Genomic DNA, 21,028 nt, shown 5'->3' on the forward strand with positions numbered 1-21,028 from the left:
TAAATATCTTTATCAAAATTAAAAACCTATGAAAAAATTAGCACTTATTTTGGGATTATTCATCGGAAGTTTTGCGTTTGCACAAACTGTAAATGATGTTCCGATTAAAGATATTAATGTTGACTATGTACAAATTATTGGAACTGGACGAGGTTTGAGTACAAAAATGAATATTCGCTTGGATTTTGGACAAGAAACTAAATCAATTTCCTTTAAAAATGGTTTGAAAATAAAAGATGAACGTGGAATTGCAGTGAAATTTAATTCAATGATTGATGCGTTAAATTTTATGTCTGCAAATGGATATGAATTTCAATTTGCCTACACATCGAAAGAAAATGACGACGATGCACTTTATTATATTTTAAAGAGAAAAAAATAAAAAAATCCTCAACTTATGTTGAGGATTTTTTTATATTAAATTCTAATTTTCAACCTTCTTTTTCTTCAACATAAAAAATATGCAGAATATAAAGGTTACTAAATAAATAATACCTAATGCTGTATTTCTAAACATAAAATCTTGAAAATTAAACTCTCTTAACAAAGCTAGTCCTATTGGAAATGCAATAAGCGCAAAAATAATATTGAAACCTATTTTATTTTTCATATAATTATGGTTATTTAAATATGTGTTAAACTATTAGTGAATAACCAAATATACAAAAACAACAAAGTTGTAAAACAAAAAATCCCCAACTCTCGTTGAGGATTTATATTTAAAGAAATTCTATTCTTAATTAATTTTTTGAGCAACGTAATCACTTTCGTTTCCTAAACGATCGACAGCTTTTAGCGCAACTGCTGTTAAGCTTTTACCATCTTTATGTTTCAAAATTGTTTGGTTTGTTTTGTTTTTATCCAAAATAGATGTTTCCCAATCGTTGTTGTAACGTGTATATAAAATCCATTTCGATACATTCGAATTCATTTTATAATCATTCCAATTCATCACAACTTCTGATGCTTTTGCATTTACAGACAAACTTGGTTTTGCCAAACGATCTGCCTTAATCCAATTCATAGTTGGCACCAAAGCTTTGGTTTTGTATGGACCTTCTTTTAGATAACTCAACATCGAAGGATTTTTCGTTAATCCAGCAATACTCCAGTGAATAACACCTACATTATTTTGCAAAATCTCTCCAGCCATTTTTACCTGATTTGTAATCTCAGTTGTTCTATCTGAAACTTTCACTTCTACCGTATTCAAACCTGGCCAAAGATGACGGTTATGTGTATTTTCTGATTTCCACCATTCTAATAATTTCGGAAAACTTTGTCCTGTCGAATTAATTGGCCAGTACAATTGAGGTGAAAAATAATCAACCCAACCTTTGTTCAACCATAATTTTGCATCTGCATACAATTCATCATATTGCGAAGAACCTGTAATTCCAGCAGGATAACCTGGTTTCCAAATTCCAAAAGGACTAATTCCAAATTTTACAAAAGGTTTTTCTGCTTTGATTTCTTTGTAAATTCTTTCGATAATTGTATTCACATTTTGACGACGCCAATCTGCTCTCGATAATGTTCCTCCATTATTTTTGTAAACATTCCAAGTTGAATTATCTGGAAAATCTGCACCACCGTTGTAAGATGCATAGGGATAAAAGTAATCATCAAAATGAACACCATCAATATCATAACGCGAAACGATATCACGAACAACTTCCGAAACGTGATCTTGCGTTTTTTTGTCAGCAGGATCAAACCAATACATACCGTTCTTCAATCTCACCACATTACTTGGCGATCTTTTCACCATCGACTCGCTTGTCACCGGCCCTCCACTACTGTGATGCGCTCTGTAAGGATTTAACCAAACATGCAATTCAATTCCACGTTTATGCGCTTCCTCCACCCAAAACTCTAACGGGTCATAATATGGAGAAGGCGCTTTTCCTTCTTCTCCAGTTAAGAAGTAAGACCAAGGCTCAAAATTACTTTTGTACAAAGCATCTGCCGCTGGACGAACCTGAAAAATAACTGCATTAAAATTGTTTGCTTCTAACATATCCAACAACTTTATCGCCTCATCTTTTTGTTGCGTTGTCGTTAAATCTTTTTTAGAAGGCCAGTTAATATTTGCAACAGAAGCCACCCAAGCCGCGCGGAATTCACGATTTACTTCTGGTAATTTCACCGTAAAAACTTCATCTTTCTTGTTCGGAAGTTCAGTTTTTGGTGTAGTAGGAATAGTTGTTTGCGTAGATTCTACAGGTTTTGTAGGCTGTTTTGATTCTACTTTTTTATAAACTATTTTTTTCGAACTTTTATTTGAAGCACACGAAGTCAAGCCAATTGTAGCTACTCCGAAACACATCAAAATATATTTAAAATTAATTTTCATTCGTTGAAATATGTATTTTTAGCGTTACAAAATTAGTAATAAAGCTTTATTAATCCAGATTTTATCAAATATTTAGGATATCTAGATTTTCCTTCTCTATTAAATTTACGAAATTTTTCGCTTCAAAAAGTGTTTTATAAATTTTATTCTTTATATTTTTGCATTCATCTATAATTGATAAAAATATGTTTCTAATTATATGTTTTGGTGTATTGATTATTTGTCTAAATGTTATTTTACAATCAACTGTTACAGTTTATTCGCTAAAATATCTGCATAAATTTAATCTCAAAAAACAACGATTAACGTTTAGTGAAGTGCTTTGGCAAATGGCAATTTCAGTATCTTTCTTGACTTTATTGCACGGTGCACAATGTACAATTTGGGCGGCTACTTTTTATTTCAATCCAAATATTGACAATTTGTATAGTTTTCAAGAAGCAATCTATTTTTCATTAATCACTTTTACAACCGTTGGTTACGGTGATGTTGTGATTGATAGTGAATGGAAAATTATGGCTGGATTAGAAGCTATAAACGGAATTATGATGGTAGGCTGGTCAACTGCGTTGATGTTTTCTTACCTACAAATTATCTTAAAGAAGAATATTACTCAATAAAAAAATCCCTTCAATAAACGAAGGGATTTTTTATTAATATTTATTTTTTTCCAAATTAACTTTCAATTCTTTGTAATAATCTGGCGCATTTGCATCTTTTTCTAAAGCTGTATTAACCCATTTCAACGCTTGATTTCGATTCAATTTATTTGAATAGTAGAAGTTTGCTGAATTATAAAAATCTCTTGCAGAAGAATTTTCATTCAATTGATCTCCAATCATTTTCAAAACTTCATTAATTGTATTCGTTTCGATATCCAAAACAACCGTTGTATTATCCCAAGCTAAAACCAAATTAGCTGATTTTTGCGTCACATTTGTAAAACGAATCTCAAACGTTTCTGTCTTATTGTTCATCGATTTTGTTGACGGAGCTTTCACTTTCAATGCGATATTCGACTCCTTCCACTCTTTCGGATTCCCCCAGTTTTTTGTGTCTTTGTAAAAAATCACATCCCACTCCTCTTTGTTCGGAATGCTATACAACGCATATTCGCCAGCAGCCAACTCTTGTCCATTCACTTTGATTGCTTTGTCAAATTTGATGACCGTATTTTCATTCGCGCCAGTACGCCAAACTTCTCCATTCGGAACCAATTTTCCAAACACTTTTCTTCCGTTTACATTTGGTCGATTGTATTCAATTTCAAATTCTGTTAAACCTACTTTTTGCTCAACTTCAGCATGAGAACTTACCGCAGGAAATTTCATTTGCGCAAAAACACAACTTCCTATTAACAAAGCAAAAACCGTTGATGTTATTTTCATATAATTATTTCTTATTCTTTATTTTATCTGTTTTTTTGTCATATCCATACGGACAATGTTTACATCCACTTTTGCAACAATATCCTCTTCTTTTTAGATATTGTTCAGTAAATATTCTGAAACCTTCTGGAGATAAATAATAATCTCCTTCTTCAAACTTTTTCATTTCTAATGCTGTGAAATTACAACTTTTATCTATAAACTATCATTAATTTTGGTATGATAATTATTTGTGAAACATCTTCTAAATTTACGATTTTTAACGCTTTTTAAATCAATATCTTCTCAGATTGATTAATTTTGCAACAAAATCGAATTTCCTAAATCATGTTTGTAGTTGTTTTGAGTCATTTGTTCCGAAAGAATTTTATTGGAATTACCATTTTTCCTTTCATTTTTATGAGAGATAAAAAACTGAAAAATGATGAAGTTTTAATCAATCACGAAACCATTCATATCATTCAGCAACTCGAACTTTTGGTTGTTTTCTTTTATCCTTTTTACTTGATTGAGTATGCGATCCGATTAATTCAATATCGCGATCAACACAAAGCATATCGCAATATTAGTTTTGAGCGTGAAGCTTATGCAAACGAACACAATTTGAATTATTTGAAAAAACGAAAATTTTATAGTTTTCTAAAATACATCTAATGATTTGGAACGATTATAAAGCTCAAATTCAGAACATTGACATCAAACATTTAACTTCTCAAAATATTCAACTTTCTATATTAAGAGAAGATTTGATTCATCCCGAAATTTCTGGAAATAAATACCGAAAACTGAAATATAATTTTATTGAAGCTGAAAAACAAGGTTTCAAAAAATTGATAACGTTTGGTGGTGCTTTTTCCAATCATATTGCAGCAACGGCGGCAGCTGGTCAACTTCATCATTTCGAAACTATTGGCATTATTCGTGGAGAAGAATTGAAAGATAAAATCGATGAAAACCCTACATTACGTTTTGCAAAAAAATGTGGAATGCAATTGCATTTTATTTCGAGGGAAGAATACCGAAAAAAGGATGAAGTAGAATTTATTAATCATTTAAACACTAAATACCCAAATACTTACGTTATTCCAGAAGGAGGCACAAATGATTTTGCGATAAAAGGTTGCGAAGAAATTTTGTACGATGATTGTTTCGAATATGATTTTATTGCTTCGGCAATCGGAACTTGTGGAACAATTGCTGGATTGATTGAAAGTTCGAAACCTCATCAAAAAGTTTTAGGTTTTCCGAGTTTAAAGGGAAATTTTATCCAAAATGAAATCGAAAAATTGACAAATAAAACGAATTTTACTATTTTTAATGATTATCATTTTGGCGGATATGGGAAAGTTTCGGATGAATTAATTACTTTTGTAAATGATTTCAAGCGAATTAACCATATTCAATTGGATCCTATTTACACTGGAAAAATGGTTTTTGGAATTTTTCAATTAATTAAAAATCATTATTTTAGTGATAATTCTAAAATTCTTTTGGTTCATACAGGCGGATTGCAAGGAATTGAAGGAATGAACAAACTTTTAAAGAAGAAGAACAAAAATATTATAGAATGAAAAAATTGTTATACGTTTTTAGCTTAGTGTTGACGATTTCGACGCAAGCACAAGAAAGTAGAGACATAACTTACATTCGAAAACACGCTATTTTAGCTGTTGAAGAAATGCAACTTTACAAAGTTCCGGCAAGTATTACGTTGGCTCAAGGTTTATTGGAAACTGGCGGCGGACAAAGTAAATTAGCCGATCAAGCCAATAATCACTTCGGAATAAAATGTAAAGGTCCTGAAGAATGGTCGTTGGATAAACCTCGAATTTATCACGATGATGATGCAAAAGGCGAATGTTTCAGAAAATATTCTTCAGTTGAAGAAAGTTATAGAGATCATTCTAAATTTTTGGCGTTAAGACCATATTACAAAGCTTTGTTTATTTTAGATCCGACAGATTATAATGCTTGGGCTAATGGTCTTAAAAAATCTGGTTATGCAACTGATCCAAAATATGCGTCAAAATTAATTTCAAGAATTGAGAAATATAATTTAGATCAATTTGATAAGATTTCTCCAGAAGAAGTTTATGCAAAATTGTACACGTTATACAACAATCAAGATGATATGATGCTGGCAAATAATTCGTCAAAATCTAAAACGAAAAAAGAGCCAAAAACCATCAAAGAAGAAGTTGCATTAGCGTCTTATCAACCAAAAAATAATGTTATAGAAAGTGAGCCAATCGTAAATAATACTAAAAAGATTACCTACGAAACTCGTACGCAAACTCCGACAACGCGCATCAAAAATCATAAAAATAATATTCCTTATATCGTTGCACAAGCAGGAGAAACAATTGCGACAATTTCTAAAACGTACAACAAAGTTCCTTCGGATATTGCGAATTTCAATGAAATACAAATGGGTTCTAAATTGAAAGATGGACAAATTGTATTCTTCGGAAAAAAGAAAACAAAAGGTTCTGATTATTCGTACAAAGTGCAAGAAGGTGACGATATGTACACGATCTCGCAACGTTTTGGTGTGAGAGTTAACAATCTATACAAGCTAAATCGTATGGAACCAGGTGAACAACCTAGAGTTGGACAACGAATTAATTTGAAAACAAAAGTTAGAGCATAATAATTTCAATAAACTTAAAAAAGCTTCCAAAAGGAAGCTTTTTTTATTTCATCGTTTTAGAAAACATTTAATTATTTAAACTAATCAAATCCTAATTTAACAAACTTTCATTATCTCATTTATAAATCTTCCACATTTACTAGACACACCAACAGACACTTAAAAATCAACACTTAACTTACTAAATTAGATTAATAAAAAAAAATAAATAACGATGATATCCTTTTTCATTTTAAAGCTTAGGTTTTAAGCTGAATTATATGATGTATATATGTTTTAGCTTTACAATTTAGGTTTATCATTAAGATTCAGAGTTTCATTAATTTATAAACGATTAGAATTATATCAAAAAAAACGCCACCCAAATTGGGTGGCGCTTGTTATTAAAATTAATATCTAAAGTTAGTTTTTAACAACTTTTGTTGTCTTAGTACTTCCATCAGCATATTTAATTGTTACAATATAAACACCTTTGCTAAGTGCTGATAAATTAAGCTCTGTAGCTGGTTTCATATTTGCTAATGTTCTTCCAGAAAGATCAGTAACAACAATAGAAACAGCATCTTTAACATCAGAGATTCTTAACACATCTTTGAATGGATTAGGATATATTGATATCGTAGTTTTACTCATATCTGACACACCTAATTTTCCTACATTAACAGTGTAATCTTCCATCTCACCATATGCCTCGTTTGCATTATTTGGTCCGCAAGCGAAATGATGACCAAAAGCATCTGCTTTTGATGCAGATAATACAACTCTCATTCTTGTTTTTCCTAATTTTGCATCAGCAGGAATAATTATATCTTTAGTAAGAACTTCTGCAAGTCCTGTTCCTACGTAAGTATACTCATTTTCTTCAAAAGTACCATTCTGGTTAAAATCAATCCACACACCTACAGATTCATATAACCAACCATCACCTGAAGGTCCAACTTTTACAGAAATAGGATAAGTTCCTCCAGTAGACACTTCTGCAACCAATGATGTGAAATCAGAATAACCTGTTGCTCCACTACAACTAGAATCTTTATTAACTCCTGCAAATGTTACATTTTCAATAACATCACCATCGTTACAAATCATATTAATTCCGTTGTTACAATAAGTATAGTTAGCAGCTGTTGTAAATGAAATCTCTTCACATCCTGTTGCATCACCTGTTTCATTTGAAGCTACCACTTTTACAAAATATTTCGTATTAGCAGCCATAGAAGTAGCATAACTTGTTTCTGTAACTTCTTTTCCATCTACTATATCATAAACTCCAGAAGAAGTCCCTATATAAACTTTATACTTATCTGCATTATCAACAGTATTCCAAGTAATTTTAGTAGTTGTTGCTACATTAACTGCATCTTTTGTTGGAGCTGTAATTGTAACACAATCAGGAAGTGTTGCTACCCCTTCTTTTATATCAATTGTATAATCTTCGACTTGACCAAATGTAGTATTTCCACATGGTTGAGGATCTGTAGAATAAGTCGTTCTAACTCTCATACGAGTTTTACCTAATTTTGCATCAGAAGGAATTTTAACAACACCAGTTGATGTAGCTGCGTTTACAGTCATATTTGTTTTTTCGTTATCTGTAAACACTCCATCTTGGTTATAATCTATCCAAACACTTGTTTTATCACCATAGAAATTAGAAATCTTAACCTCAATTGGATATTTATTATTAGTTTGAACATTCCCTACAATGTTAGTGAAATCTTCGTATCCGTTATTATTATATAAAGCTGTCGAAGCATTATCTATATCCGCGAATTTAACATTAACAATTCTTTCAAAACTATTACTTGTAGAAGTCGCTTGAGCATCACAATATGTAAGTGCAGTAGATTTTACATTAATTGTATACTCTTCTACTTGACCATTTCCAATATCTGAACAAGCTGTAGAAAGAGCATTATGAATAACAGAAGTATTTGTGAAATTATACTTCACTCTCATTCTCTTCTCTCCGGCTTTAACACCTGTTGGAATAGCTAAATCTCCTTTTAAATTAATTACACCACCTGTTACAACATTTGACACCAACATTGTTGCTGTTGAATTGAAATAAGCTTCTCCCGCATCATCAAAATCACCATCTTCATTCCAGTCGATGTATATCGCAGCAGCAAAATTATTACTTCCCGATCCTATTCCAGATAAAGTAAATGGAACTGACGTTACATCATCATTCATTTCGAATTTTGTTGTTGTAAAATTTTGATGAGCTTCAAACGTTCCAAAAGTAGTAGCCGCTTCATCAGATATTTTTTCAACATCTCCAAATTTGAATGATTTGATTGGGAACATCTGAGCAGGAATAGTAGTAATGATCGGTCCACAATATGGAGCTAACGCATTTTCACCTGTTGTAAATGTAGTTTCCACACAACCTACAGCATCTCCTAAACTATTAGTTGCAACAATTTTAGCAAAATATTTCGTATTAGCCGCCAACGCTTGAGCTGCAGGTAACATATAACCTGAAGATAGTTCTTCTCCATTTATTGCATTGTAATTCGCTGACACACTTCCTAAATACAATTTGTAAGCATGTGCATTTGCAGCAATTCCCCATGTAAAAGTTGGTCTTACAAAAACACCTGTCGCACCATCTACTGGAGTAGAAAGAGTAGTACAACTTGGAAGAGCATCAACCTTTTGTAAAATAGAAATATTATCAAAGAATACTAATGCTCCGTTAGTATTATTCGCACTTGAACTTGTTACTGAAATTCTAAACCTAAAATTTGCTCCATTAACAATTCCATCAGCTATAGAGGCTGTAACATGTACACATTCACCTGTTGTTCCACTATATGGAATCGTAGAAACTGTTGTAAAAGTAGTCCCTGTTGAAGCAGTAGAATATTGTACAAGAATATCTCCTTTAAGTTCCCCTACATTATTTTGTAAGAAATCCTCTATGACATAATCAAAGCTAATGTCAACTTGCTTTCCATTAGTCACCATCGCAGCAGGCTTAGTATAAGTAAGAGTAGCTGTTTTTCCAGAGGCAGCAGTTCCCACTAAAGCAGCTCCCCAAGCTCTGTCAGCTCCAGTACACCCCGCATTATTATACACTCCTGTATAGCTAGCTGGTGTATAACCTCCAGCTCCAACCCAAGTCGTCGGAAGCGCTGTTCCTTCGAACCCCTCTTTAACTGAGACTTGTGCATTCGCGCCAATACCTAGCGCCATACCACATAATAGTAAAATTTTCTTCATGTATTAATTCATTAAATATTAGTAATACAAACATACATTTTTAATATCAATACGAAAAAAAATAAACGAAATTATTTAATAAATAATCAATAAAAACACCATTTTAATAACTTATTAAAACATATTTAAGAAAATAAATCTACATACATTAAAAAAAACTAAAAAAATATCAACTTACATGCTTTTGATTTTAATAAAAAAAAATACCTCTAAAAAGCATAATTTTAGAGGCATTTTTAAAAACTATTTTTTCTTTATTTCATCATTTTGAAAATATCAACCAATTGTTGATTGATTTCTCCTGTTTGATAATCCATCGGTGCAGGTGCGCGATCAATCATAATATTTCCTTCTTTGTCTAAAATAATAAAAGTCGGGATGTATTCTATCTTATAATCAAAACCAAAATTATCTTCTCTTCCAGCAAATAACTGCACACCAGACATCTGATTTTCTCTCACCATTTTCTCCCAAATTGGCTTATCTTCTAATTTATCCAAAGAAACACTTACAAAATGAATTGGTGCATCATGAAATTGTTTTTCCAATTCTTTCATAAAAGGAATTTGCACTTTACAAGGTCCACACCATGTTGCCCAAATATCCATATACACATATTTTCCTTTGAAATCTGATAAATCAAATCGTTTTCCGTTGATATCAGCCAAAGAAAAATCAGGAGCTTTTATCAATTCTTTTGGAATTTCAGATTCTGGAGATTGTTTTTTTGCAACAGAATCAATCTTTTCTATTTCAGCAGATTCTTCAATTTTTTGTTCGGATTTATTACAACTAAAAAGTGTAAAAATAGCGGACAAAATGAGTAGGTTCGTTTTCATTTTATTTTTCAAATAAGTATTAAAAAACTTGATAATATCTATAAGTCTTTTGTCAAAAATAAACATTTAAACGTTAGCAATTTCATAAAATACCTCATTTCACTTGACAAAGGGGTATCTGACATCGTATATTTGCAAAAAATTGTACAATTATGAAAATGAAAACCTCCGATTTCGACTTTACTTTACCTGAAGAACTTTTAGCAGATCGTCCTTCTGAGAACAGAGACGAAGCTCGCTTAATGGTTGTTCACCGTGACACCGGAGAAATTGAACATAGACAATTTAAAGATCTTATCGAGTATTTCGACGAAGGAGATGTAATGATTCGTAACAATACGAAAGTTTTTCCTGCTCGTTTAATGGGTAACAAAGAGAAAACTGGTGCTCAAATCGAAGTTTTTTTGTTAAGAGAATTAGATGCTGAGACTCGTTTATGGGATGTTTTGGTTGATCCTGCGCGTAAAATCCGTATCGGAAATAAATTATTCTTCGATAATGATGATACATTAGTTGCAGAGGTTGTTGACAATACGACTTCTCGTGGACGTACTTTACGTTTCTTATTTGATGGATCTTACGAAGAATTCCGTGCAAAATTGAAAGAATTAGGAGAAACTCCACTTCCAAAATATATTTTACGTGACGTTGAACCAGAAGATGCAGAACGTTACCAAACAATTTATGCAAAACACGAAGGAGCAGTTGCTGCACCTACAGCTGGTTTACACTTTTCTAAACACTTATTAAAACGTTTAGAAATTAAAGGTGTTGATTTTGCTGAATTGACTTTACACATTGGTTTAGGAACTTTTCAGGCTGTAGAGGTTGAAGATTTATCTAAACACAAAATGGAGTCTGAGCAAGTTATTATTCCTCAAGAATCTGCTGATCTTGTAAATCGTGCAATTGATGAGAAGAAAAAAGTTTGTGCGATTGGTACAACTTCTATGCGTTCTATCGAATCTTCTGTTTCTGCAGATGGTCATTTAAATGCTTTTGATGGTTGGACAAACAAATTTATTCACCCTCCATATGATTTCTCTATTGCAAATTGTATGATTACAAACTTCCACACGCCAAAATCTACATTAATCATGATGATTTCTGCGTTTGCTGGTCACGATTTAACAATGAAAGCATACAACGAAGCTGTAAAAGAAGGATACAAATTCTACTCTTACGGAGATGCAATGTTAATCTTATAAGACAAGTTTGAATACAACAAAAAAAGACATACGAAAGCTTTCACAAGCTGAGATTGAAGATTATTTCAAAGAAATTGGAGAAAAATCATTCCGCGCAAAACAAGTGTACGAGTGGTTATGGAAAAAGAATGCGCATCAATTTGATGACATGACAAATATCTCAAAAGCTCTTCGCGAGCAATTGGGAGAATCTTTCCAAATTCAACCTGTTGAAGTTGATCTTCTACAAAAATCTAACGACGGAACCATCAAGAATGCAGTTAAGCTTCATGATGGTAACGTTGTGGAATCTGTTTTAATTCCGACTGATTCTCGCACAACTGCCTGCGTTTCTTCGCAAGTTGGTTGTAGCTTGGATTGTACTTTTTGTGCAACAGCACAATTAAAACGTATGCGTAACTTAACAGCTGCCGAAATCGTCGATCAAGTTGTGATTATCGATGAAGAAAGTAAACGTTATTTCAATCGTCCATTAAGCAACATCGTATTTATGGGAATGGGAGAACCTTTGTTAAATTATAACGAAGTAATTTCTGCCATCAAAAAAATCACGTTGCCAGAAGGATTGGGAATGGCGCCAAGAAGAATTACAGTTTCTACTTCGGGAATTCCTAAAATGATTGAAAAACTCGCTGACGAAGATTTACGCGTTAACCTTGCGGTATCTTTACATTCAGCTCGAGAAGAAGTTCGTAATGTAATTATGCCTTTTTCTGTTAAATTTCCGTTGACGGATTTAATGGATAGTCTTCAATATTGGTACCAACAAACGGGTTTACGAATTACGTTCGAATACATTGTTTGGGGTGGTGTTAATGACAAAAAAGAAGACATTGATGCATTGGTAAAATTCTGTCGAAAAATTCCTTCTAAAGTAAATATTATCGAATATAATTCGATTGATGACGGAATCTATAAACAAGCATCAGAAGAAGCTGTGAACAATTATATCAAAGCTTTAGAATCCAACAATATTGTGGTAAATGTACGTCGTAGTCGCGGAAAAGATATTGATGCTGCTTGTGGACAATTAGCCAATAAAACTGGAAATGATTAAAAAAATAATCAAATGAAATATTTAGCCATATTTTTATTTTTGATTCTAACTAAATTCTCTTTCGCGCAAATAGTAGAAAACATCGATACAATTTCTATTGATGATTATAAAATGGAAAGTATCAACTTACCTCCTACTTTGAACGAAATTTCGACTTTAGAATATGAAAAAGAAGATAAAAATGTGGCTTCTTTTTGGGGTTTAAACGATTCTGATTCCAAACCAGAATTGTATCGTTTTGATGCAAAAACAGGTGAAATTATCAATACTATTTTCATCACAAATACTCCAAATATCGATTGGGAAGAAATGTCTTCGGATGATAATCGAATTTATTTTGCTGATTTTGGAAATAATTTGGGCAAAAGAAAAGATTTAGCCATTTATTTTATCGAGAAATCAAACATCGATTATTCAAAATCTTATCAGCAACTAAAAGCTGAAAAGATAGAATTTTATTATCCTGAACAAGAAACTTTTCAATTCAAAAATATGACAACAAATTGGGATGCAGAAGCATTTTTTGTCTACCAAAATCAATTGCATATTTTTACAAAAGAATGGTCAAACATGGCAACGTCTCATTATGTTATTCCAATTGACTCTTCTAAAAAACACGCAGCCAAAAAGTTAGAAACTTTTCCTACAAATTACGCTGTAACTGCTGCTTATATCGATGCTAATGTAAATAGTTCTACCAAAGGAATTTATCTATTGGGCTACACAAAAGAAGCGTTAACTTTTATCAGTTGGTTTGATTTGCCAAAAGATAACAATCAGTTATTCTTCACTTCTCAAGTTAAAAAAATAAGTTTACCTTTGGGCTTCACGACACAGTTGGGACAATTGGAAGGGATTTCAGTTTTGCCAACTGAAAACAAAATTTGTTTTAGCGGAGAGGAATTTAACTATAAAGGGTTCTATGCAAAACAGGTTGTACATTGCATCAATAATTTTACGAATTAAAAAACTAAATTTTGGGTAACACGGTAGATTTGATTAAAGCTCCAATCGCGGAGGAAATGAAATTGTTTGAACAGAAATTCTTCGAATCGATGAAGAGTAATGTTTCGCTTCTTGACCGTATTACCAATTATATTGTGCGCAGAAAAGGAAAACAAATGCGTCCGATGTTTGTGTTTTTGACTGCAAAATTGAATGGCGAAGTACAAGAACGTACTTATCGTGCGGCTTCTTTTATCGAACTTATTCATACAGCGACTTTGGTACACGATGATGTTGTGGATGATAGCACATTGCGTCGTGGTTTCTTTTCTTTGAATGCCATCTGGAAAAATAAAGTTGCAGTTTTAGTTGGTGATTATTTTTTATCAAAAACTTTAATAATTTCGACTAAAAACAAAGATTTTGATTTACTTGAAGTTGTTTCTGTAGCGATACAAGAGATTTCGGAGGGTGAATTATTACAAATCGAAAAAGCGCGTAAACTTGATATTACAGAAGATGTCTATTTCGAGATTATCCGAATGAAAACGGCTACGCTTATTGCGGCTTGTTGTGAAGCTGGAGCGCGTTCTGTTGGTTGTTCGGAAGAAGTTGCGAAGAAAATGCATCGCTTTGGTGAATTGGTTGGAATTGCTTTTCAGATCAAAGATGATTTGTTTGATTATACCACTTCTAATGCCATTGGAAAACCTGTCGGAATTGATATTAAAGAACAAAAAATGACGTTACCGTTGATTTATTCAATTAATAGAGCAAATGAAAAAGACAAAAAATGGTTGATTAATTCGGTAAAACGTTACAACAATGACAAAAAACGTGTACGAGAAATTATTCAGTATGTGAAAGATCATGGCGGAATTGAGTACACGCAAAAAATGATGAAACAATATAGCCAAGAGGCTTTAGATATATTATACGAATTTCCCGAAAATGAATTTCGAAATTCATTGGAAACCATGGTAAAATACGTAATCGAAAGAGAAAAATAACAAAAGGACTTCTAATTGAAGTCCTTTTTTGTATATTACGATATTGTAAAGCTTTTAAATGAAAAAAGATAATATCATACTTACTATTTCACTATTTTCTCCTCTTTTGTTTTTAGGTTGTATTGTTGCATATTTTTTTCTTTCTCCAAAAACTTATTCTCCTTATGAGTACTATAAAACAATTCATTACAAAGGAAATGTTCAAAAGATATATACAAAATATGAAAGTAGAGGAAATCGATTAATGGTTAGAGTAAAATATTCAGATTATTATTTACCTTATGAAAATGCTAATCAATTTATCGAAATAGGTGATTCAGTTATCAAGAATAAAGGTGAAACATCTTTACATATTTTTAGAAATAAAATTTTAATAAAAAGTTTAATTATAGAATAAACATATCTAATCATATTACAATTAAAAATCTCATTAAAATCTTCTTAAATTACTCATAAAAAAAGCTGCTACAAATTGTAACAGCTTCCATATATTATTCTAAATATTTATTAATTTAAATTCTTTTGATAAATATAATCATCCATAATGTATCCATTTCCGATGTCAAATGTTTTTGATTCCATATTCTTGAAACCATTTTTCTCATAAAAACGAATTGCTTTCGCATTATGTTTATTCACCGTTAAATGAACAGCTTTTGCGCCTTTTTCTTTCGCATAATCCACAACTCTATTCAACATCAATTGTCCAATTCCTTTGGTTTGATTAGACTCTTTCAAGTAAATTTTAGATAAGAAAACAGTATTATTTTCATCTAATTTATAATGTAAATAACCAGACGGAACATTATCAATTTTCAGGATTTCCCAAACATCTCCATTAGCAATTCCTTCGTTTACTTTATCATTATTATACATCATATCAATCATATAGTTGATTTGATCTTGCGATAATAAATCCTTGTAACATTCGTTCCAAATCTCATTTGCCAAAGGTTGAACCAAATGAATATTTTTCTCATTAACCGTATGAAAATGCGGATAAACATCTAATTTTACTGGATTTATTTTTTGATTAACTTCTAAATTTTGTAGAATTTCATCTTTACGTTTATCAATTTCGCCTTCTAACATTTGCAATGTCCATTTACGTTTTAATGAATTGTAATAAAACATTCCGATTCCAATATATAAAAAGACTTGTACAGCAATTGACACATAATTTTCGGCCAAAAATTTATTCATTTTAAGGCTATTTTCCATCAAATTATCCATAGATGAACTATTAAAATTAACACCTATATCAATAATTCCTGAAGCAAACAATAAAACAAATACAAAAGAAAAAGCAATTTCACCCGCTATATATAATCCTACTGCTGATAAAATCGTTTTTAATTTATCCTTTTTGAAAAATTTTGCTAAGAAATAGAACTGAAAACTAAATATGATGATTAGAAACACTGTTTATTATTTTTTATGTCTTACAAAAATACGAAAAATATGACCGTAAACATATATATTTGTATGAAACATATCAAAACAAAAAGTGATTTATTATGTATAGCGATAAATTTCAAAACTACTTACAAACGCAATTGAATGATTTAGAAGAGCAAGGATTATTCAAAAAAGAACGTATCATTGCTTCTCCTCAAAGTGCAGAAATTACATTAGAAAATGGTAAAACATTACTTAATTTTTGTGCGAATAACTATTTAGGATTATCTGATAATAAAGACGTTATCTCAGCTTCTCAAAAAATGTTAGATGACCGCGGATACGGAATGTCTTCGGTTCGTTTTATTTGTGGAACGCAAGATGTACACAAACAATTAGAGAAAAAAATCGCTAATTTCTTAGGAATGGAAGATACGATTTTATATGCTGCTGCTTTTGACGCAAATGGTGGTGTTTTTGAGCCTTTGTTTACAGAAGAAGATGCGATTATTTCTGATGAATTAAACCACGCTTCTATTATTGATGGTGTTCGTTTATGTAAAGCTGCTCGTTATCGTTATAAAAACAATAATATGGCTGATCTAGAGGCTCAATTAATTGCTGCTTCAGAAAAAAATCATCGTTTCAAAATTATTGTAACAGACGGAGTTTTCTCTATGGATGGTATCGTTGCAGACTTGAAAGGTGTTTGTGATTTAGCTGATAAATACGATGCTTTGGTAATGGTTGATGATTCTCACGCAACTGGTTTTATTGGAAAAACTGGACGTGGAACACATGAGCACAACGAAGTAATGGGACGTGTAGACATCATTACATCTACTTTAGGTAAAGCTTTAGGTGGTGCAATGGGTGGATTTACTTCTGGTAAAAAAGAAGTCATCGAAATGTTACGTCAAAAATCTCGTCCATATTTATTCTCTAACTCTTTAGCTCCTGGAATTGTTGGTGCTGCTTTACAAGTGTTAGAAATGTTAGAAAATGATACAACTTTACGTGATAAAGTAATGTGGAATGCTGAATATTTCCGCAAAGAAATGGTTGCTGCTGGTTTTGATATTCCAGAAGGTGATGCTGCAATTGTACCTGTTATGTTGTATGATGCAAAATTATCTCAAGTGATGGCAGACAAATTATTAGATGAAGGTGTTTATGTAATCGGATTCTTTTTCCCTGTTGTTCCTCGTGATAAAGCACGTATTCGTGTACAATTATCAGCTGCACATACAAAAGAGCAATTAGATCACACAATTGCTGCTTTTACGAAAGTTGGTAAAGAATTAGGAGTGATTAAGTAAGAATTCTTAATCTTTATATACAAGCCGTTTCAGAAATCTGAAATGGCTTTTTATTTCTTCTGTAATAATAAACAAGAAGCGGAATAATTTCGCTTAAAATATTTCAAATAATACTTCATCATAAATCTCCAATCTTGGAATTTATAAAAAGGAAGAAAAATTCGAATTAATTTGATCGGAATTAATTTGGGCTTATCTTTTAATTGTTGATAAAAACTATATCCTGTTGTAATTTCTCTAGCATCTTCCAATTCAAAATTTTGAAATAAATCTTGATATAATTTAGATGGATTTGGTCTATAGTAACTCTCTACCGGATCTGGAGCTGGCGGAAAAATAAAAGAATTGGTTACTATTAAATAACCATCTTTCTCCAAAATTTCATACAATATTTTACAAAGCTTTTTTCGTTGTTCTTGATCGATATACATCAACACATTATTGAACAAAATACATTTCACTTTATATTTTTTAATTTCCTCTAAAAAAGCTGAATCATATAAATCTCCTACCAAATCCACTCCATCAGCAGATTTCATATCTAGATGAATTACATTTTCAGCTTCATTTGGAACTAAACTGAATATATTTTTCTGAATATGACTTTGTCGATTTGTTCTGTATTCTTTTGTAGAACTGCCTACATTTAAAATTGGATATGAATTAGAAGATAAATTATTTATTTTTTCTCCGATCCAAATTGATTCTTCAATTAGCATTATTTTATAGATTGGTTAGTATAAAAGTAATCAAATTCTTCAAAGTATATAAATTTTTAAACGCCACAAATTGTCTCTCAAAATCCTTACTTTTACAACAACTCAACGAAAGAAAATTTCAAAATGGCTCAATTCATAGAAAATGTTGTAAAAGATTTAGTCCAAAATCAAAAAAACTTTATCAACACCACTTTAGTTTTACCAGGAAAACGTCCGATGTTATTCTTCAAACAAGAATTTCAGCGTCAAGCGCAAAATATCATTCTTCCACAAATGAAAAGTATTGAAGAATTGATGAGCGAACTTTCTGGTTTAGAAATTATTTCTGGAATTAATCTATGGTTCAAAGCGTATCAAGCTTATAAAAAAATCGTTGACAAACCTGATTCTTTCGAAGATTTTATCAAATGGGGACCAACTGTTTTGAAAGATTTTGATGATATCGATGCTTCTTTGCAGCCTGCACATAAAGTTTTAGACTATTTGGTTTCGGTGGAACGAATTAGTCAATGGGGAGATGGAAAAATTGAGATTGGGAAAAATGAAATCATTCAAAATCACTTAACGTTTTGGGGAATTGTTTCGAAATTATATTTTCAGTTACAACAAGATTTATTGGATTCGAAAGAAGGATATGCTGGAATGGTTTTCAGAATTGCGAGCGAAAAAGTTGAAGAAATTGTTGAAAATAGAACTTCACATTATGTTTTTGCTGGATTTAATGCGTTGACAAAAGCAGAACAAGCATTGATTTTTCGTTTAGAAAAAGAGAATTTAGCCACTTTATATTTTGATGCAGATAAATATTATTACGAAAATCCAAATCAGGAAGCGGGTTCTTTTCTTCGTAAATATAAAGAGAAAATAAAACCGATAAATTGGGTGGTTGATGAATTTTCGAAGCCAAAAAATTTGCAAACAATTGGTGTTGCAAAACAAGTTGGACAAGCAAAATATATTGCAGATTTAATTAGGAATCTCAATGAAGATGAAATAAAAAATACCGCCTTAATTTTAGCTGATGAATCTATTTTACCTGCAATTCTCAATTCTTTACCCGAAAATATCACGCATCTTAATATTTCGATGGGAATTCCGTTACGTTCGGTTCCGTTAGCGCAATTTTTCAAATCAATTTTTGAGTTGCAAATGAATCGGGAGAAGTTAGGAAAAGGAACCATGTTTTATTTCAAAAATGTCTTACAAATTCTTGAAAATAAAACATTATCTCTTTTTAGCACGGACGAAAGTCGAAAATTAATTGGAGATATTCGATTACAGAATAGAATATTTAATTCACAAAACTCTATTCAAAATGCCTTAGGTGAATCAATCTTTAAATCTATTTTTCATATTCCGAAAAGTATCACTGAGTTTATTCATCATCTAAAAAATTGGACAGACGATTTATTGCATCATCCTTCGATGAACGATTTGTTGATGAAAGAATATTTATTCTTTTTCAAAAAAGTTTTCAATCAATTGCACGAAAATTTGTTGAGTGTTGATGATATCAAAGATTATAGAACCTTATTTTTATTGTACAATAAAATCGTTTCTTCCGAGACAATTTCCTTTATTGGAGAGCCTTTGCAAGGTTTACAATTGATGGGATTATTGGAAACTCGTTTATTGAATTTCGATAATATTATCATGACTTCTGTAAATGATGAAATTTTACCTTTGGGACGACAAAACAATACATTTATTCCGTACGATATTCGCAAACAAATGAAATTGAATACATTTACAGAAAATGATTCTATTTATGCGTATCACTTTTATCGTTTGATTCAGCGTGCAAAAAATGCTTATTTCGTGTACGATACCGAAGCTGATGGAATGGGTTCTGGAGAAAAATCTCGCTTTTTGGCTCAAATCAAATTTGAAAGTAATCACGAAGTAAAAGAAACTTTTGCCGCACCAAGTTTTGTCACAAAACCTTTGAAAGAAATCATTGTTCCAAAAACTGATGAAACAATGACTAAGCTTCAAAATTGGGCTGAATATGGAATTTCACCTTCTTCACTTTCTACCTATTTACGCAATCCGTTAGATTTTTATGAGCAACGTGTTTTTAATGTAAATGAAGTCGAAGAAGCCGAAGAAATTGTAAGTGCAAGAACGTTAGGAAACATTGTACACGGCGCTTTGGAGGATTTGTACACGCCTTATATTGGGCATATTTTGCATGAAAATGATTTCAAAAATATCGAAAAAATAAAAGATAAAACCTTACAAGAACATTTCAGCAAAGAATATAAAGATGGACATTTGGATAAAGGTCCAAATTATTTGATTTATAAAATTGCAGAACGAATTGTAGATGGAGTTCTTTCTAAAGATACGACTACTGCAAAAGAAAATGAATTTGTAATTCGAGCTTTGGAAAGCAAGCACGAAGTTGATTTTACACTAACAAATGGCAAAATTGTAAAGCTAAAAGGTGTAATTGACCGAATAGATTCTGTCAATAATCAAATCCGAATTATTGATTACAAAACTGGTTATGCGAAAGATATTTCGGTAAAAACCGAAGAAATAGAAACCGTTTACCAAAAAGAAGATAAAGCGAAACAATTACAATTAATTTTCTACGCACATTTATTTTATGCAGACAAAGAGAACTTAACTAAAGACATTGAATTGTGTATTTATCCAATCAAATTTCCAAATAAAGATTTAATTAAACTTTCGGTTGATAAAAATACAACCATCGATTATTCGATTGTCGAAAATTCCACCTCACCAATGTCAACATTAATCGAAGAGATTTTAAATCAAGAAATTCCGTTCAAACAGCCAGAATAGTACTCAATACACTATAAAGAAAACCCTTTGTAAACACTACATACAAAGGGTTTTATATTTAATTTGGTGTATAAATTGATTTATATTCTTAATAATTTGC

At 31.5% G+C, this 21,028-nt stretch carries 19 protein-coding genes; 12 read left to right on the forward strand and 7 right to left on the reverse strand.

Annotated elements, in window-relative coordinates:
- Positions 1 to 28: 28 nt before the first annotated feature.
- Positions 29 to 382, forward strand: coding sequence for a hypothetical protein (locus tag N5D90_RS06425; protein ID WP_280061951.1), 354 nt, complete (start codon positions 29 to 31; stop codon positions 380 to 382).
- Positions 383 to 736: 354 nt separating this feature from the next.
- Here N5D90_RS06425 and N5D90_RS06430 read toward each other — a convergent pair whose 3' ends face one another.
- Positions 737 to 2,356, reverse strand: a complete 1,620-nt coding sequence (locus N5D90_RS06430) for a glycoside hydrolase family 10 protein (RefSeq protein WP_280061952.1) — start codon at positions 2,354 to 2,356, stop codon at positions 737 to 739.
- Between the two features lie 185 nt (positions 2,357 to 2,541).
- On the opposite strand from N5D90_RS06430, the gene N5D90_RS06435 reads away from it, so the two are divergent.
- Positions 2,542 to 2,976 (forward strand): potassium channel family protein, encoded by a 435-nt coding sequence (locus N5D90_RS06435; RefSeq protein WP_280036098.1) that lies wholly within the window; start codon positions 2,542 to 2,544, stop codon positions 2,974 to 2,976.
- A 33-nt stretch (positions 2,977 to 3,009) separates the two neighbouring features.
- Here N5D90_RS06435 and N5D90_RS06440 read toward each other — a convergent pair whose 3' ends face one another.
- Positions 3,010 to 3,744, reverse strand: a complete 735-nt coding sequence (locus tag N5D90_RS06440) for a DUF2911 domain-containing protein (protein ID WP_280061953.1) — start codon at positions 3,742 to 3,744, stop codon at positions 3,010 to 3,012.
- 4 nt (positions 3,745 to 3,748) lie between these two features.
- Complete coding sequence (locus tag N5D90_RS06445) at positions 3,749 to 3,910, reverse strand: DUF5522 domain-containing protein (RefSeq protein ID WP_180906370.1); 162 nt, start codon at positions 3,908 to 3,910, stop codon at positions 3,749 to 3,751.
- A 161-nt stretch (positions 3,911 to 4,071) separates the two neighbouring features.
- Between N5D90_RS06445 and N5D90_RS06450 the strand changes: the two genes are divergently transcribed.
- The 3 genes from N5D90_RS06450 to N5D90_RS06460 are packed head-to-tail and all read left to right on the forward strand — an operon-like array spanning position 4,072 to position 6,394.
- Entirely contained in the window at positions 4,072 to 4,398 is a 327-nt protein-coding gene (locus tag N5D90_RS06450) for a hypothetical protein (protein ID WP_280061954.1), read from the forward strand.
- Positions 4,398 to 5,315, forward strand: a complete 918-nt coding sequence (locus N5D90_RS06455) for a 1-aminocyclopropane-1-carboxylate deaminase/D-cysteine desulfhydrase (RefSeq protein WP_114999986.1) — start codon at positions 4,398 to 4,400, stop codon at positions 5,313 to 5,315. The genes N5D90_RS06450 and N5D90_RS06455 overlap by 1 nt, the downstream gene beginning before the upstream one ends.
- Positions 5,312 to 6,394: a glucosaminidase domain-containing protein gene (locus N5D90_RS06460; protein ID WP_280061955.1), complete on the forward strand. Its 1,083-nt coding sequence runs from the start codon at positions 5,312 to 5,314 to the stop codon at positions 6,392 to 6,394. Before N5D90_RS06455 ends, N5D90_RS06460 begins: the two co-directional genes overlap by 4 nt.
- Before the next feature lie 402 nt (positions 6,395 to 6,796).
- On the opposite strand, the gene N5D90_RS06465 is transcribed toward N5D90_RS06460, so the two are convergent.
- Both N5D90_RS06465 and N5D90_RS06470 read right to left on the reverse strand, forming a co-directional pair.
- Entirely contained in the window at positions 6,797 to 9,622 is a 2,826-nt protein-coding gene (locus tag N5D90_RS06465) for a GEVED domain-containing protein (RefSeq protein WP_280061956.1), read from the reverse strand.
- Between the two features lie 254 nt (positions 9,623 to 9,876).
- Positions 9,877 to 10,461, reverse strand: a complete 585-nt coding sequence (locus tag N5D90_RS06470; protein WP_280061957.1) for a TlpA disulfide reductase family protein — start codon at positions 10,459 to 10,461, stop codon at positions 9,877 to 9,879.
- Positions 10,462 to 10,619: 158 nt separating this feature from the next.
- Between N5D90_RS06470 and queA the strand changes: the two genes are divergently transcribed.
- Genes queA through N5D90_RS06495 form a run of 5 tightly spaced genes read left to right on the forward strand, consistent with a single transcriptional unit; the run spans position 10,620 to position 15,078 of the window.
- A complete protein-coding gene (gene queA, locus N5D90_RS06475) occupies positions 10,620 to 11,669 on the forward strand; it encodes a tRNA preQ1(34) S-adenosylmethionine ribosyltransferase-isomerase QueA (RefSeq protein WP_038336356.1) in 1,050 nt (349 codons plus the stop codon).
- 7 nt (positions 11,670 to 11,676) lie between these two features.
- Complete coding sequence (rlmN, locus tag N5D90_RS06480; RefSeq protein WP_280061958.1) at positions 11,677 to 12,726, forward strand: 23S rRNA (adenine(2503)-C(2))-methyltransferase RlmN; 1,050 nt, start codon at positions 11,677 to 11,679, stop codon at positions 12,724 to 12,726.
- Between the two features lie 12 nt (positions 12,727 to 12,738).
- The gene (locus tag N5D90_RS06485; protein ID WP_114999979.1) at positions 12,739 to 13,692 is read left to right on the forward strand and encodes a hypothetical protein; all 954 of its coding nucleotides are present in this window, start codon (positions 12,739 to 12,741) and stop codon (positions 13,690 to 13,692) included.
- A 56-nt stretch (positions 13,693 to 13,748) separates the two neighbouring features.
- Complete coding sequence (locus N5D90_RS06490) at positions 13,749 to 14,681, forward strand: polyprenyl synthetase family protein (protein ID WP_407932347.1); 933 nt, start codon at positions 13,749 to 13,751, stop codon at positions 14,679 to 14,681.
- Between the two features lie 58 nt (positions 14,682 to 14,739).
- The gene (locus N5D90_RS06495) at positions 14,740 to 15,078 is read left to right on the forward strand and encodes a hypothetical protein (RefSeq protein ID WP_280061960.1); all 339 of its coding nucleotides are present in this window, start codon (positions 14,740 to 14,742) and stop codon (positions 15,076 to 15,078) included.
- Between the two features lie 110 nt (positions 15,079 to 15,188).
- Here N5D90_RS06495 and N5D90_RS06500 read toward each other — a convergent pair whose 3' ends face one another.
- Complete coding sequence (locus N5D90_RS06500) at positions 15,189 to 16,103, reverse strand: GNAT family N-acetyltransferase (RefSeq protein ID WP_280061961.1); 915 nt, start codon at positions 16,101 to 16,103, stop codon at positions 15,189 to 15,191.
- 95 nt (positions 16,104 to 16,198) lie between these two features.
- Here N5D90_RS06500 and kbl point away from each other — a divergent pair, with 95 nt between their 5' ends.
- The gene (gene kbl, locus N5D90_RS06505) at positions 16,199 to 17,398 is read left to right on the forward strand and encodes a glycine C-acetyltransferase (protein ID WP_280061962.1); all 1,200 of its coding nucleotides are present in this window, start codon (positions 16,199 to 16,201) and stop codon (positions 17,396 to 17,398) included.
- Positions 17,399 to 17,448: 50 nt separating this feature from the next.
- Here the strand turns inward: kbl and N5D90_RS06510 are convergent, their stop codons facing one another.
- Positions 17,449 to 18,117: a CheR family methyltransferase gene (locus N5D90_RS06510; protein ID WP_280061963.1), complete on the reverse strand. Its 669-nt coding sequence runs from the start codon at positions 18,115 to 18,117 to the stop codon at positions 17,449 to 17,451.
- Positions 18,118 to 18,240: 123 nt separating this feature from the next.
- Here N5D90_RS06510 and N5D90_RS06515 point away from each other — a divergent pair, with 123 nt between their 5' ends.
- A complete protein-coding gene (locus N5D90_RS06515) occupies positions 18,241 to 20,928 on the forward strand; it encodes a PD-(D/E)XK nuclease family protein (RefSeq protein ID WP_280061964.1) in 2,688 nt (895 codons plus the stop codon).
- Positions 20,929 to 21,028 lie beyond the last annotated feature (100 nt).

The sequence above is a fragment of the Empedobacter sp. GD03797 genome, assembly GCF_029842105.1.
In the GTDB taxonomy this organism is placed as follows: Bacteria; Bacteroidota; Bacteroidia; order Flavobacteriales; family Weeksellaceae; genus Empedobacter; species Empedobacter falsenii_C.